General features: G+C 64.8%; 13 protein-coding genes. 9 read left to right on the top strand and 4 right to left on the bottom strand.

Annotated features, from left to right (window positions below; translation table 11 throughout):
* Nucleotides 1-172: 172 nt before the first annotated feature.
* From atzF to GKN89_RS08255, 9 genes are all read left to right on the top strand, one after another.
* Complete coding sequence (gene atzF / locus GKN89_RS08215) at nt 173-2,002, top strand: allophanate hydrolase (RefSeq protein WP_154746753.1); 1,830 nt, start codon at nt 173-175, stop codon at nt 2,000-2,002.
* A gap of 2 nt (nt 2,003-2,004) precedes the next feature.
* Nucleotides 2,005-5,625, top strand: a complete 3,621-nt coding sequence (uca, locus tag GKN89_RS08220; protein ID WP_154746754.1) for an urea carboxylase — start codon at nt 2,005-2,007, stop codon at nt 5,623-5,625.
* A 14-nt stretch (nt 5,626-5,639) separates the two neighbouring features.
* The gene (locus GKN89_RS08225; RefSeq protein WP_154746755.1) at nt 5,640-6,350 is read left to right on the top strand and encodes a GntR family transcriptional regulator; all 711 of its coding nucleotides are present in this window, start codon (nt 5,640-5,642) and stop codon (nt 6,348-6,350) included.
* Between the two features lie 35 nt (nt 6,351-6,385).
* Nucleotides 6,386-7,654 carry an urea ABC transporter substrate-binding protein gene (gene urtA, locus GKN89_RS08230; protein ID WP_019454688.1) on the top strand — a complete coding sequence of 423 codons (1,269 nt, stop codon included), beginning with the start codon at nt 6,386-6,388 and terminating at the stop codon, nt 7,652-7,654.
* A 56-nt stretch (nt 7,655-7,710) separates the two neighbouring features.
* A complete protein-coding gene (gene urtB / locus GKN89_RS08235) occupies nt 7,711-9,291 on the top strand; it encodes an urea ABC transporter permease subunit UrtB (RefSeq protein ID WP_063918988.1) in 1,581 nt (526 codons plus the stop codon).
* Nucleotides 9,291-10,367 carry an urea ABC transporter permease subunit UrtC gene (urtC, locus tag GKN89_RS08240; protein WP_063918989.1) on the top strand — a complete coding sequence of 359 codons (1,077 nt, stop codon included), beginning with the start codon at nt 9,291-9,293 and terminating at the stop codon, nt 10,365-10,367. The genes urtB and urtC overlap by 1 nt, the downstream gene beginning before the upstream one ends.
* Nucleotides 10,364-11,170 carry an urea ABC transporter ATP-binding protein UrtD gene (urtD, locus tag GKN89_RS08245; RefSeq protein WP_019454685.1) on the top strand — a complete coding sequence of 269 codons (807 nt, stop codon included), beginning with the start codon at nt 10,364-10,366 and terminating at the stop codon, nt 11,168-11,170. Before urtC ends, urtD begins: the two co-directional genes overlap by 4 nt.
* Nucleotides 11,171-11,182: 12 nt before the next feature.
* The gene (gene urtE / locus GKN89_RS08250) at nt 11,183-11,881 is read left to right on the top strand and encodes an urea ABC transporter ATP-binding subunit UrtE (protein WP_063918990.1); all 699 of its coding nucleotides are present in this window, start codon (nt 11,183-11,185) and stop codon (nt 11,879-11,881) included.
* A gap of 118 nt (nt 11,882-11,999) precedes the next feature.
* The gene (locus tag GKN89_RS08255) at nt 12,000-12,512 is read left to right on the top strand and encodes a DUF2165 family protein (protein ID WP_019454683.1); all 513 of its coding nucleotides are present in this window, start codon (nt 12,000-12,002) and stop codon (nt 12,510-12,512) included.
* 22 nt (nt 12,513-12,534) lie between these two features.
* Here the strand turns inward: GKN89_RS08255 and GKN89_RS08260 are convergent, their stop codons facing one another.
* The 4 genes from GKN89_RS08260 to GKN89_RS08275 form a co-directional block, all read right to left on the bottom strand.
* Nucleotides 12,535-13,047, bottom strand: coding sequence for a GNAT family N-acetyltransferase (locus GKN89_RS08260; RefSeq protein ID WP_019454682.1), 513 nt, complete (start codon nt 13,045-13,047; stop codon nt 12,535-12,537).
* A gap of 24 nt (nt 13,048-13,071) precedes the next feature.
* Nucleotides 13,072-13,377, bottom strand: coding sequence for a type II toxin-antitoxin system RelE/ParE family toxin (locus tag GKN89_RS08265; protein ID WP_072270879.1), 306 nt, complete (start codon nt 13,375-13,377; stop codon nt 13,072-13,074).
* Nucleotide 13,378: 1 nt separating this feature from the next.
* Nucleotides 13,379-13,639 (bottom strand): type II toxin-antitoxin system Phd/YefM family antitoxin, encoded by a 261-nt coding sequence (locus GKN89_RS08270; protein ID WP_074054762.1) that lies wholly within the window; start codon nt 13,637-13,639, stop codon nt 13,379-13,381.
* Between the two features lie 68 nt (nt 13,640-13,707).
* Nucleotides 13,708-14,943 carry an FAD-dependent oxidoreductase gene (locus tag GKN89_RS08275; RefSeq protein WP_154746757.1) on the bottom strand — a complete coding sequence of 412 codons (1,236 nt, stop codon included), beginning with the start codon at nt 14,941-14,943 and terminating at the stop codon, nt 13,708-13,710.
* Nucleotides 14,944-14,964 lie beyond the last annotated feature (21 nt).

A 14,964-nucleotide genomic window follows, 5' to 3' on the forward strand; every position in this document is an offset into this window, starting at 1 on the left:
AATCATTCCCTTACTGCACTCTTTTTGTTCTCCCGTTGCGCGCCGCTGGTGCAGCCCGTTCGCCGGGGCTGTCATAAGTTTTAATTATAATTTATTGAAATCATGAGATTAAAAATTGGCACGCCGGTTGCTCTGTTGAATCCCATCTTGTGTACCAGATGGAATTCAGCCGATGAGCGAACCTGTTGAAGCGTGCGGTTTTACCCTCAGTGAATGGCAGCACCATTATCAAACCCGTCCGGCGGGCGAGCGCCTCGCCTGCGTCAGTGCGACGATCGAAAGGCTGATCGCCGGCCTGAAGCCGGACGATAACGCCTGGCTGTATCTTGCCACGCCGGCGCAGCGCGAGCAGCAGTATCGGCAGCTGGCGCAGAGGCTAGAGGCGGTCGCCGGCGATCTCAGTTGCTTGCCGCTGTTCGGCGTACCCTTTGCCATCAAAGACAATATCGACGTCGGCGGCTGGCCGACCAGCGCCGCTTGCCCGTCGTTCACCTATCAGGCCGCGGCGGACGCCACCGTGGTCGCCAGGCTGCGCGCCGCCGGGGCGATCGCCCTCGGTAAAACCAACCTCGACCAGTTTGCTACCGGGTTGGTGGGCACCCGCTCACCTTATGGCGCGGTGGTCAACAGCTTCGACAACCGCTACGTCAGCGGCGGTTCCAGCTCCGGCTCCGCTTCGGTGGTGGCGCGCGGCCTGGTGCCGTTCGCGCTGGGCACTGATACCGCCGGTTCGGGGCGCGTACCCGCCGGGTTCAACAACATCGTCGGGCTGAAGCCGACCAAGGGGCGGTTGTCCAACCGCGGCGTGGTGCCGGCCTGCCGGTTGCACGACACCGTTTCGATCTTCGCGCTGACGGTGGCCGATGCGGCGCAGGTGGCGGAGCTGGCGAGCGGCTTTGACGCGGCAGATCCTTATTCCCGCGCCGATCCGCATACCGCGCCGGCGGATATTCCCGCCGCGCCGCGTTTCGCCGTTCCCGCCCAGCTGGAGTTTTTCGGCGACGTGCAGGCCGAGCGGGCGTTTCATCGTGCGCTGGCGCAGCTGCAGGCGGGCGGCGCCACGCTGGAGCCCCTCGATTTCGCGCCGTTTCGCATCCTGGCGGAACAGCTGTATTACGGCCCCTGGGTAGCGGAGCGCACTGTGGCCATTGAGCAGGTGCTGGAAGCGAACCCGCAGGCCATCGATCCGGTGGTGCGCGGCATCGTCGGCAACGGCCTGAGCTACAGCGCCTGCGACGCCTACAAGGCGGAATACCTGCGCGCCGAATTGGCGCGGCAAATCGCCCAGCGGCTGGCGCCGTTCGACGCGCTGGTGGTGCCGACCGCGCCCACTATCCGCACCCTGGCGGAGATGGCGCAAGAGCCGGTGCTGTTCAACTCGCAATTCGGTACTTACACCAATTTCACCAACCTGGCCGATCTGAGCGCGCTGGCGCTGCCGGGGCCGCTGCGCGAAGACGGGCTGCCGGCGGGCATCACCCTGATTGCGCCCGCCTGGCATGACCGGGCGCTGGCGGCGTTTGGCCTGCGCTGGCAACGGCAAAGCGCCTTGCCGCTCGGGGCTATCGGCCGGGTATTGCCGCCGCAGCCTGCGCCGGCACCGTCCACAGGGCACGTGCGTCTGGCGGTAGTAGGCGCTCACCTCAGCGGCATGCCGCTCAACGTCCAGCTGACGCAGCGCGACGCGGTGCGGGTAGAGCAAACCGTTACCGCTCCCTGTTACCGCCTCTACGCGCTGGCCGATACCGAGCCGCCAAAGCCGGGGCTGGCGCGCACGGCACAGGGGGCGGCGATCCACCTTGAGCTGTGGGACATCCCGCTGGCCCGTTTCGGCGAGTTTGTAGCGGAAATCCCGGCGCCATTGGGCATCGGCACGCTGCTGCTGGCGGACGGCCGGCGGGTGAAGGGGTTTATCTGCGAAGCCTGGGCGTTGGAAGGCGCCACGGATATCACTGAGTTTGGCGGCTGGCGTAACTATCTCGCCAGCGTTAAGGGGGCATGAACATGTTTACTACCGTACTGATCGCTAACCGCGGCGAAATCGCCTGCCGCGCCATTCGCACCCTGAAACGCCTGGGCATAACCAGCGTGGCGGTCTATTCAGACGCCGACCGCAATGCGCCGCATGTCACCGAAGCCGACAGGGCGGTGGCGCTCGGCGGCGACAAGGCCGCCGACAGCTACCTGCGCATCGACAAGATCCTTGCGGCGGCCACCGCCACCGGCGCGCAGGCGATCTATCCCGGCTACGGCTTTTTGTCCGAGAGCGCCGAGTTTGCCGAAGCCTGCGAGGCGGCGGGCATCGCCTTTATCGGCCCGACGGCGGCGCAGATCCGCGAGTTCGGCCTCAAGCACCGGGCGCGTGAGCTGGCGGCGTTGGCCGGAGTGCCGATGACGCCGGGCACCGGCTTGCTGGAGCACGTTGAGCAGGCGGTTGCCGCCGCTGCGCGCATCGGCTATCCGGTGATGCTGAAAAGCACCGCCGGCGGTGGCGGCATCGGCCTGACGCGCTGTGACGACGAGGCGGCGCTGCGCGACGCGTACGATAGCGTCAAACGGCTGGGGGAGCAGTTCTTCCGCGACGCCGGCGCCTTTATCGAACGCTTCGTCGATCGGGCGCGCCACGTCGAGGTGCAGATTTTCGGCGACGGCCAGGGGCGGGTGGTGGCGCTCGGCGAGCGCGACTGCTCGCTGCAGCGCCGCAACCAAAAGGTGGTGGAAGAAACCCCGGCGCCGCACCTGCCGGCGGCGACCCGCCAGGCGCTGCATCGGGCGGCGGTGGCGCTGGGCGAGTCGGTGAATTACCGCAGCGCCGGCACGGTGGAATTCATTTACGACGCCGCACGCGACGAGTTTTATTTCCTGGAAGTGAACACCCGCTTACAGGTAGAGCACCCGGTTACCGAGATGGTCACCGGTCTGGATCTGATCGAATGCATGTTGCAGGTGGCGGCGGGCGACGCGCTGGATTGGGCGGCATTGCACCGCGCGCCGCAGGGCGCGGCGATCGAAGTGCGCCTCTATGCCGAAGATCCGCTGAAAAACTTCCAGCCCAGCCCCGGCGTGTTGACCGAGGTGCATTTCCCGACCGACGTGCGCCTCGACGGCTGGGTGGCGACCGGCAGCGAAGTCTCTGCGTTTTACGACCCGATGATCGCCAAGCTGATCGTCCACGGCGCCGATCGGTCGCACGCGCTGGAAAAACTGCGCGTGGCGCTGGCGGCGACCCGTCTGCACGGCATCGCCACCAACCTCGACTATCTGCGGCAGGTAATCGCCATGCCGCAATTTCAGCGCGGCGACGTCTGGACGCGCCTGCTGGACGATGTGCGTTTCCAGCCGCACTGCCTCGAAGTGCTGCAACCCGGCACCTACAGCAGCGTGCAGGACTATCCCGGCCGCCTCGGCTATTGGGATATCGGCGTGCCGCCGTCCGGCCCGATGGACGACTTCGCGTTTCGGCTGGCCAACCGCATCGTCGGCAACCATCCGGCGGCCGCCGGGCTGGAATTTACCCTGCAGGGGCCGACGCTGCGTTTTCACTGCGACGCCACCATCGCGCTGACGGGCGCCAGCTGCCCGGCCGATCTCGACGGCGAAGCGGTCGCTTACTGGCGGCCGATTACGGTGCGGGCCGGGCAGGTGCTGACGCTGGGGCGCGCTACGCACGGCTGCCGCACCTATCTGGCAGTGCGTAACGGCTTCGACGTGCCGGTATATCTCGGCAGCCGCTCTACCTTCGCGCTCGGGCAGTTCGGCGGCCACGCCGGGCGCACCTTGCGCGTGGCGGACATGCTGGCGATCGCTCAACCGGCGCTGGCGGCCAGCACCACCCCGGCGCCGATCGCCGCGCCGCAGGCGATGGACGACAGCCTGATCCCGCACTACGGCGATCAATGGCACATCGGCGTGCTGTATGGGCCGCACGGCGCGCCGGACTTTTTCACCGCCGAATCGATAGAGGCCTTCTTCGCCACCGACTGGCAGGTGCATTACAACTCCAACCGCCTCGGCGTGCGCCTGGCGGGGCCGAAGCCCGAGTGGGCGCGGGAGGACGGCGGCGAAGCCGGTTTGCATCCTTCCAACGTGCACGACTGCGAGTACGCCATCGGCGCGATCAACTTCACCGGCGACTTCCCGGTGATCCTGACCCGCGACGGGCCCAGCCTCGGTGGCTTCGTTTGCCCGGTGACCATCGCCAAGGCCGAACTGTGGAAAGTGGGGCAGGTGAAGCCGGGCGACCGCATCCGTTTCCATCCGATCGGCTTCCGGCAGGCGCAGTCGCTGGAGCAGGCGCAGCTTGGCAGCATCGAAGCGCTGGCGGCGGTGAAGGCCATCACCCTGCCACCGCCGGATCTGGCCCCGGCGGATACCGTTTCCGCCGCGGTGCTGGCGGCGCTGCCGGCGGCGGAGGGGCGCCCGGCGGTGGCGTATCGTCAGGCGGGGGACGGCTACATCCTGATGGAGTACGGCGACAACGTGCTCGATCTGGCGCTGCGCCTGCGCATTCATCTGCTGATGCAGTCGCTGCGCCAGGAGGCGATCCCGGGCGTGGCGGAGCTGGCGCCGGGCGTGCGTTCGCTGCAGATCCGCTACGACAGCCGGCAGATAAGCCAGGCCGACCTGTTGCAGCGCCTGCTGGCGCGCGAACGGGCGCTGGGGGACGTCAGCCGGCTGAAGGTGCCGACGCGCACCGTCTGGCTGCCGATGGCGTTCGAGGATTCGGCCACGCTGGGGGCGGTGGATCGCTATCAGCAGACGGTGCGCGCCTCGGCGCCCTGGCTGCCGAACAACGTCGATTTCATTCAGCGCATCAACGGCCTGAGCCGACGCGAGCAGGTACGCGACATTCTGTTCGACGCCAGCTACCTGATCCTCGGGCTGGGGGATGTGTACCTCGGTGCGCCATGCGCGGTGCCGCTCGATCCGCGCCATCGCCTGCTGAGTTCCAAATACAACCCGGCGCGCACCCACACCGCCGAAGGGACGGTCGGAATCGGCGGCATGTACATGTGCATCTACGGCATGGATTCGCCGGGCGGTTACCAGTTGGTCGGGCGCACGCTGCCGATCTGGAACAAATTCCTCAAAAACTCGCAGTTCACCGCCGGTGAACCCTGGCTGCTGCGCTTCTTCGATCAGGTGCGCTTCTACCCGGTCAGCGAGCAAGAGTTGGACGAGCAGCGCGAAGCGTTCCGCGAAGGGCGCATGCAGGTGCGCATCGAAGAGAGCGAGTTCGACTTCGCCGCATACACCCATTTCCTGGCCGACAACGCCGGGGCGATCGCCGATTTCCAGCATCGTCAGCAACAGGCGTTCAGCGCCGAAGTGGCGCGCTGGCGCAGCGATGACGATGAGGCCGAGGCGCAGCTGTTGCCGCCGGTGGAAGAAGACGCCATCGACGGCGATCTGGTCAGCGCCGATCTGAACGGCAGCGTGTGGAAGATCCTGGTGGAGCCGGGGCAGGCGGTGGCGGCCGGGCAGCCGCTGATCGTGGTCGAGGCGATGAAGATGGAGCTGGCGGTCACCGCGCCGCGCGCCGGGATCGTTAAGCGCATCAGCTGCCGGCAGGGGCGGCCGGTCGGGCCGGGCGACGCCCTGCTGTGGCTGGAAAAGGCGGTTTGAACGGAGGAGAGATGATGCAAATCACCAACGGAGAGCACAAGGCGCGCCCGGAGGGGCTGGCGGAGCGCATTTATCTGCAGCTCAAGGCCGACATCTTCGAGTTTCGTCTGCTGCCGGGCGATCGCTTCAGCGAAAGCGAGGTGGCGCAGCGCATGGCGGCCAGCCGCACGCCGGTGCGCCAGGCGCTGTTTCGGCTGGAGCGTGAAGGCTATGTCGAGGTGCTGTTTCGCAGCGGCTGGCAGGTGCGGCCGTTCGACTTCGCCTACTTCGAAGAGCTGTACGATCTGCGCATCGTGCTGGAACAAGAGGCGGTGAAACGGCTGTGCGAACGCCCGGCCGGGGAAACGCAGGGCGCGCTGGCGGCGCTGAGCCATTTTTGGGCCGAAGCGCCGCGACTGGCGGACGGCAAGGTGGTGTCGCAGCACGATGAGCAGTTTCATCAGGCGTTGGTGGCCGCGGCGGGCAACGGCGAAATGGCGCGCATTCACCGCGAACTTACCGAAAAGATCCGCATCATTCGCCGGCTGGATTTCACCCAGCAGGCGCGGGTGGACGCCACCTACCGCGAACACGCCGCCATTTTGCAGGCGATCCTGCAGCGGCGAAGCAGGGAGGCGCAAACGCTGCTCGGCGAGCATATCGCCGTCAGCAAGGCAGAGGTACGAAAAATAACGCTGCACATGTTGCACCAGGCGCGGGCTCAGCAGCCTGCGCGCTCGGCGTAACGATTTTGATTTCACACACATCAGGAGTTTGAACTATGCAACGTCGTCGTTTTATCAAAGCTTTTGCGCTGTCCGCCGCCGCGATCGGCCTGGGCCTGGCCTGGAGCGCACAGGCCGCCGACACCATCAAGGTCGGCATTCTGAGTTCGCTCTCCGGCACCATGGCGATTTCCGAGACGCCGCTGAAGGATGTGGCGCTGATGACCATCGACGAGATCAACGCCAAAGGCGGGGTGCTCGGCAAAAAGCTGGAGCCGGTGGTGGTGGATCCGGCTTCCAACTGGCCGCTGTTCGCCGAAAAGGCGCGCCAGCTGCTGAGCCAGGACAAGGTGGCGGCGGTGTTCGGCTGCTGGACTTCGGTGTCGCGCAAGTCGGTGCTGCCGGTGTTTGAGGAGCTGAACGGGCTGCTGTTCTACCCGGTGCAGTACGAAGGTGAAGAGATGTCGCCGAACGTGTTCTACACCGGCGCGGCGCCGAATCAGCAGGCGATCCCGGCGGTGGAATACCTGCTGAGCGAGGACGGCGGCGGCGCCAAACGCTTCTTCCTGTTGGGCACTGATTACGTCTATCCGCGCACCACCAACAAGATCCTGCGCGCTTTCCTGCACAGCAAGGGGGTGCAGGACAAGGATATCGAAGAGGTCTACACGCCGTTCGGCTACAGCGATTATCAGACCATCGTCGCCAACATCAAGAAATTCGCCGCCGGCGGCAACACCGCGGTGATCTCCACCATCAACGGCGATTCCAACGTGCCGTTCTACAAAGAGCTGGCCAACCAGGGCGTCAAGGCCACCGACGTGCCGGTGATCGCCTTCTCGGTCGGCGAGGAAGAGCTTCGTGGTATCGACACCAAACCGCTGGTGGGCAACCTGGCGGCCTGGAACTACTTCGAATCGCTGGATAACCCGACCAATAAACAGTTTGTCAGCCAGTGGAAAGCCTACGCCAAGGCGCACAACCTGCCGAATTACGCCACTGCGGTGACCAACGACCCGATGGAGGCCACTTACGTCGGCCTGCATATGTGGGCGCAGGCGGTGCAAAAGGCCGGCACCACCGACGTCGATAAGGTGCGCGCGGCGATGGCTGGGCAAACCTTCGCCGCGCCGTCGGGATTCACGCTGACCATGGACAAAACCAACCATCACCTGCACAAGCCGGTGATGATCGGCGAGATCGAGGGCAACGGCCAGTTCAACGTGGTGTGGCAGACCGAGGCACCGGTGCGCGCGCAGCCGTGGAGCCCGTATATCGCCGGCAACGACAAAAAACCGGATTACCCGGTGAAAGGCGGCAAGTAACGTCACTCAGCGCCGGCGCGGCCCAACGCCCGCCGGCCCAACAGAAGAGGCAGCTGATGCAATCTCCGTTTTTATCCTCTCTGCGCGCCGGGCTGTGGCTGCTGTGCGCCTGGCCCCTGCTGGCGCAGGCCGGGCCGGCCGATGAGTTCGCGGCGGCCAACCGTGCACAGCAGGCCAAACTGCTGCAGGCGTGGGCGGCCGAGCCGGACGCCGCGCGCCTGCCGTTGCTGCAGGGGCTGCAGCAGGAAACCGTGGCGATCGACGGGGCGAAGCGCGCCTTTATCCGCCAGGGCGACCGCTATCTGCCGCTCGAAGGTGCGGCGGCTCCGGTTGGCGAACCGAAGAAGGTATGGCTGAACAACCGGCTGCGCATTCTGATCGCCAACGCGTTGTCGGCGCAGCGATTGGTCAGCGCGGATGCGGCGGTGCGGCTGCAGGCGGCGACCGCGCTGCAGCGTGAGGCGCAGGGCGAGCAGTTGCCGCTGTTGACCCGGCGGCTGGCGCAGGAGAAAGACCCGCAGGTGCACGACGCGCTGAGCATTGCGCTGGCCAACCTGCAATTGACCGACGCCAGCCCGCAGGTGCGTTTCAATGCGGTGCGGCTGCTGGGCGAATCGGGCGAGCCGGAAACCCGCGCGCGGCTGCAAGCGTTGACCGATGCTGCCCACGAACCGGACGCCGCGGTGCGCGCCGAGGCGCAACGCAGCCTGCAGCGCGTGCAGCACCGTCTGATGATCGGCGATCTGCTCGGCCAGGCGTTCAGCGGCCTGTCGCTCGGTTCGATCCTGCTGCTGGCGGCGCTCGGCCTGGCGATCACCTACGGCCTGCTCGGCGTCATCAATATGGCGCACGGTGAAATGCTGATGCTCGGCGCCTATTCCGCTTACCTGGTGCAGGGGCTGTTTCAGCAGTGGGTGCCGCAGTGGCTGGCGCTTTATCCGCTGGCGGCGCTGCCGGTGGCGTTCGCCATCACCGCCGGGATCGGCATGCTGCTGGAGCGCACGGTGATCCGCCACCTGTACGGCCGGCCGCTGGAAACCCTGCTGGCTACCTGGGGCATCAGCCTGGTGCTGATCCAGCTGGTGCGGGTGCTGTTCGGCGCGCAGAACGTCGAGGTCGCCAACCCGGCGTGGCTGTCGGGCGGCGTGCAGCTGTTGCCGAACCTGGTGCTGCCGTGGAACCGCATCGCGGTGATCGCGTTCGTGCTCTTGGTGCTGGCGTTGACCTGGCTGCTCTTGAACAAGACCCGCCTCGGCATGAACGTGCGCGCGGTGACGCAAAACCGCGCGATGGCCGCCTGCTGCGGTGTGCCCACCGGGCGGGTGGACATGCTGGCTTTCGGGTTGGGATCCGGCATCGCCGGGCTCGGCGGGGTGGCGCTGTCGCAGCTGGGCAACGTCGGGCCGGAGCTGGGGCAAGGCTACATCATCGATTCGTTCCTGGTGGTGGTGCTCGGCGGCGTCGGCCAGCTGGCGGGGACGGTAGCGGCGGCCTTTGGCCTCGGCATCGTCAACAAGATCCTCGAGCCGCAGATCGGCGCCGTGCTGGGCAAGATCCTGATCCTGGTGCTGATCGTTCTGTTTATTCAAAAGCGTCCGCAGGGGCTATTCGCCCTTAAGGGCAGGGTGATTGACTGATGAGCCAACCATTGACCGTAACCGGCGTGCAGAAAGCGCCCCGGCTGGCGTTGAGCATCGGCGCGCTGGCGTTGCTGGCGCTGCTGGTCATGCCGTTCATGACGCTGTTGCCGGCGGATCATCCGCTGGCAGTGTCCACCTATACCCTGACGCTGACGGGCAAGATCCTGTGCTACGCGGTGGTGGCGGTGGCGCTCGATCTGGTGTGGGGCTATGCCGGGCTGTTGTCGCTCGGCCACGGGCTGTTCTTCGCGCTCGGCGGCTACGCCATGGGCATGTACCTGATGCGGCAGGCGGCGGGCGACGGGCTGCCGGCGTTTATGGCGTTCCTCTCCTGGACTGAGCTGCCGTGGTTCTGGAGCGGCACCCAGCATTTCGCCTGGGCGCTGTGTCTGATCGTGCTGGTGCCGGGCCTGCTGGCCTTTCTGTTCGGCTACTTCGCCTTCCGCTCGAAAATCAAAGGGGTGTATTTCTCGATCATGACCCAGGCGCTGACCTATGCCGGCATGCTGCTGTTCTTTCGCAATGAGACCGGTTTCGGCGGCAATAACGGCTTTACCGGTTTCACCACGCTGCTCGGCTTTCCCATCACCGCCGCCGGCACGCGGGTGGCGCTGTTTCTGGCGACGGTGCTGCTGCTGGTCGCCAGCCTGGCCATCGGCTTTGCGCTGGCGCGCAGCAAGTTCGGCCGGGTGCTGACTGCGGTGCGCGATGCGGAAAACCGCCTGACTTTCTGCGGCTACGATCCGAAGGGCTTCAAGCTGTTCGTCTGGACGCTGTCGGCGGTGCTGTGCGGGCTGGCCGGCGCGCTCTATGTGCCGCAGGTCGGCATCATCAACCCTGGCGAAATGTCGCCGACCAACTCGATCGAGGCCGCCATCTGGGTGGCGCTTGGCGGGCGCGGCACGCTGGTGGGGCCGCTGCTCGGCGCCGGCATCGTCAACGGCGCCAAGAGCTGGTTCACCATGGCCATTCCCGAATACTGGCAGCTGTTCCTCGGCCTGATGTTTATCGTCGTTACGCTGTTTCTGCCCAAAGGGGTGATCGGCCTGCTGCGGCGGAGGAAAAGCTCATGAAGGCGATGCAAGTGACCGACGAGCTATTTACCCATCCGCTACCGGCGGATAAATATCGGCAGCAAACCGATCCGGTGCTGCAGCTCGACAACATCAACGTCAGCTTCGACGGTTTTCGCGCGCTGACCGATCTGTCGCTGCGCATTGGCGTCGGCGAACTGCGCTGCGTGATCGGCCCCAACGGGGCCGGCAAGACTACGCTGATGGATGTGATCACCGGCAAGACCCGGCCGGACAGCGGCAGGGTGTTTTACGACCAGACCGTCGATCTGACCCGGCTGGCACCGATGCAGATCGCCCACGCCGGCATTGGCCGCAAGTTTCAAAAGCCGACGGTGTTCGAGGCGCTGACGGTGTTCGAAAACCTGGAGATCGCGCAGAAAACCCGTAAGTCGGTGTGGGCCTGCCTGCGCGCCCGCCTGAGCAGCGAGCAGCGCGACCGCATCGACGAGATGCTGAAAACCCTGCGGCTGGGGCATGAGCGCCACCGGCCCGCCGGGTTGCTGTCCCACGGGCAGAAACAGTTTCTCGAGATCGGCATGCTGCTGGTACAGGAGCCGCACCTGCTGCTGCTCGACGAACCGGCGGCCGGCATGACCGACGCCGAAACCGACTACACCGCCGAACTGTTCCGCGAGCTGGCGGGCAAGCATTCGCTGATGGTGGTGGAGCACGACATGGGGTTTGTGGAGACCATCGCCGATCGCGTGACGGTGCTGCATCAGGGACAGGTGCTGGCGGAAGGATCGCTGGCGCAGGTGCAGGCCGATGAACGGGTGATTGAGGTATATCTGGGGCGCTGAGGAGGCGTAATCATGCTGCAGGTAGAGGAATTGAATCAGTATTACGGCGGCAGCCACATTCTGCGCGGCCTGTCGTTTGAGGCGCGCATCGGCGAAGTGACCTGCCTGCTGGGGCGCAACGGCGTGGGCAAGACCACGCTGCTGAAATGCCTGATGGGGCTGATCCCGGCGCGCAGCGGCAGCGTCCGTTGGCAGGGCGAAACCATCACCGGTAAAAAGCCGCACCAGCGGGTGCAGGCGGGCATCGCCTATGTGCCGCAGGGGCGGGAAATCTTCCCGCGTCTGACGGTGGAAGAAAATCTGCTGATGGGGCTGGCGCGCTTCTCCGGCGGCGCCGCGCGCACGGTGCCGGATCCGATCTATGATCTGTTTCCGGTACTGAGGCAGATGAAGGATCGGCGCGGCGGCGATCTCTCCGGCGGGCAGCAACAGCAGCTGGCGATCGGCCGGGCGCTGGCCTGCCGGCCGCAGCTGTTGATCCTCGACGAGCCGACGGAAGGGATCCAACCGTCGGTGATCAAGGAGATCGGTGCGGTGATCAAGCAGCTGGCGGCGCGCGGCGATATGGCGATCCTGCTGGTGGAACAGTTCTATGACTTTGCCGCCGATCTGGCGGACAGCTATCTGGTGATGTCGCGCGGCAGCATCGTGCAGCGCGGCGCCGGCAGCAATATGGAACAGGACGGCGTACGTGGGCTGGTGGCGATTTGAACGAGGCAAAGGGAGCCGCATGTCTGAAAGTCGTGCAGCTGTTTCTCCTTGCGGATGTTATGGACTAATCTAAAAGGCGTTTTTTATTAATCCCTTGCCATGGATAGCTAACATCATCATGAACGAAATCACTGTGTCACGCCTCGCTTGCATCGTCCTGTCCCTGTTTCCGGCCCTGTGGGGGCTGTTCAGCCTGTTGAACAATACGGCGGACTTCGCCGGCACCGCGCGCAATGCGGTGGGGCCGCTGCTCGCCATGCAAGATACCTATCAGACGCCGGGGCTGATGTGGCGCGCCGTCACCGCCGACTGGGCCTGCATGTTGGGGTTGGCGGTCATCACCGCGCTGGAAACGCTGGCCGGGTTGCTGGCGACGGCCGGCGTGGTGCTGATGGTCGGGCGATTGAAAGACCCTTACGCCGCTTTCGCCAAGGGTAAAGCCTGGGCGATGCTGGGGGCGCTTTGCGCGATCGCGGTGTGGGGCGTCGGCTTTATGGTGGTCGCTGGCGACTGGTTTATGGCCTGGCAGGCCAAAGAGAACCCGCTGGCGGTGCAACTGGGGGCGCTGATCTACCTGGCGCCCAATGCGTTTGCCTTGCTGTTCCTGATGCTGCAGCGGGAGCCGCGCTAAACGGCGGCGGAGCGGGGCGCGGTTACAGCGCCTTGCTCATATACCAGATGCCTATCGAGCCTTGGGCGCTGGTGTAGCAGGTCTCGCCACAAATGCTCAATCCCTGACGCTGATAAAAACGTTGGGCGCCGGTGTTGCGTTGCAGCACCTCCAGCCACAGCGTTTTTTGCCGGCGCTCGATGGCCCGCCGCTGCACCTGTTCGAACAGGCGCTGGCCATAGCCGTTGCCGGCGTGGCCCGGCAGGAAATAGATTTTCTGCAGCTCTGCGCCGATTTGTTCGGTTGGTGCCAGCAGGCTGTCGAAGTTCACCCGCGCATAGCCGACGAGGGCATCATTCTCATAGGCCAACAGCCAGCACACGTCGGGATCGCGCAGCGTCCGTTCCAGCGCGGAGACGGAAAAATCCTCGGCCAGAAAGGCCTCCAGCTCGTGCGGGTAGTGCCACAGCTCACCGAAGTGCGAACGATAGGTGCTGATGCCGATATCGCGCACCTGGGTTAAATCTTCTACCAATGCCTGACGGACGGTGAACATCTGTGCCCCTTTGAGTAAGAAGAATTACAGCCGTTGTTCCAGATGCCGGTGGGGCACCATCGCCTGATGCAGAATGGCAAGAACGGTGATGCCGGCAGGGCGGCTGCGGTAGTAGATCCTATGGCTGGCGTAAGGAAAACTGCGTATCTCTTCGCCCAGATCGTGAAAGTGGGCCTTACCCGCTTCCGGCATATCCGCCAGATGATGCATGACCTCCCTCAACTGCTCAAGATAGCGGCGAGATTGCGCTTGGCCCCAATGCTCGATGGTGAAATGGCGAATAGCCAGCAGATCTTGTTGCGCCTGCGGGGTGAGGCGAAACGCGGGCATATCAGTCGGTTTCATCGGTGAGCAGACGGTTGAAGAAGGCATCGCCGTCTACCGCCTTACCGGCGTCTTCCTCGGCGGTAGCCTGCGCGATTTTTTGCTGCAGTACGCGTAATTTGAGATCTTCCAGCGCCTGGTAGTCTTCTACCGACATGACGACGGCGACCGGTTTGCCGTTGCGATTGATTTGCACCGGTTCACGCTGCGCCTTGAGCAGCAAATCGCCGAATTGGGTTTTCGCCTCGTTCGCGCTGAGTGCGTACATTTAATCGCTCCAGTTAATTAAATCGTTCGATTTAACCATTATACGGCGCGATGAAAAAATCACCAATGTTATTCCGGCGGGTTGGTTTCGTTGGACAGATGCCGCGGCGTTTCGCGGCGAAAGCCCAGGCCGATGATGCGACCGAACAGGCGTGGCAGCCAACGGCTGTTGCCGACGCGAGCGATCAGGCGCGAACCGCCGGCGGCGCGACGCTGACCCGGCTTGCGCTGGCTCATTTTGATCTGCAAAAACTGGATCGCCCGGGTGGGGAACTCACGCCGGCGCTGCACGCTCAGCAAATGTTTCAGCTGCAGCCGATGTTGGCGCAGCGGCGGTATCAGGGCGTTGGCGGCGGCTACCGCGTCCTGAATCGCCAGATTGACGCCCACGCCACCGATCGGTGACATGGCGTGCGCGGCGTCGCCGATGCACAGCACGCCCGGTTTGGCCCAGCGATCCAGACGATCGATGCGGATGCTCAGCAGTTTCAGCTGATCCCACTCGACGATCTCCTGCAGGCGATCGTCCTGGAATGGCGCCACCTCGGCGAGGTGCAGCAAAAATTTCTCCAGCCCGTTGCGGCGGATCGCGTCGAAGCTGCCTTTGTCGATCGAGTAGCCGCACTGCCAGTAGTCACCGCGATCGATCATGATGAAGTTCTGCTTTGGCCCGGTGTGGCCCATTGACCAGGCCGGATCGCCCGGCTGCTTGCTGAGCTTCATCCACAAGACGTCGCGCGGGGCACCGAAGGATCGGCTGCTGAGCGCCGCCTGCTCACGCACCACCGAGTTGCGGCCGTCGGTGCCGATCACCAACTGGCTGCGCACGCGGATCGGGCCTTCCGGCGTGTCGGCCAGTACGCCGCATACCTGGCCGCGGTCATACAGCAGCTCATGAACCTGCGTTGAGGTCAACAATCTGAAATTGGGAAAAGCGGCGGCCTGCTGTGCCAAAAAATTGAGGAACTCCCACTGCGGCATAAAGGCGATAAATTTGCAGCGCGTCGGCAGGCGGGTGAAATCCGCCAGCTTGATGTCGCGCCCGGCGACTTCGGCGTGCAGGGATTCCGCGCGCTGGTGCGGCAGCGTCAGCAGTTCATCGAGCAGGCCCAGCTGATGCATGACTTCCAGCGTCGAGGGATGAATGGTGTCACCGCGAAAATCGCGCAGGAAGTCGGCGTGCTTCTCCAGCACCGTCACGTCGATCCCCGCCCGCGCCAGCAGATAGCCGAGCATCAGCCCGGCGGGGCCGCCTCCCACGATGCAGCAGGCGGTGGCGTAAGGTGTGATCGGTGATGACGACATGACGGTTGACCCCGGAGAGCG

It is taken from the genome of Serratia sp. YC16 (assembly GCF_009707615.1).
Taxonomy (GTDB): domain Bacteria; phylum Pseudomonadota; class Gammaproteobacteria; order Enterobacterales; family Enterobacteriaceae; genus Serratia; species Serratia surfactantfaciens.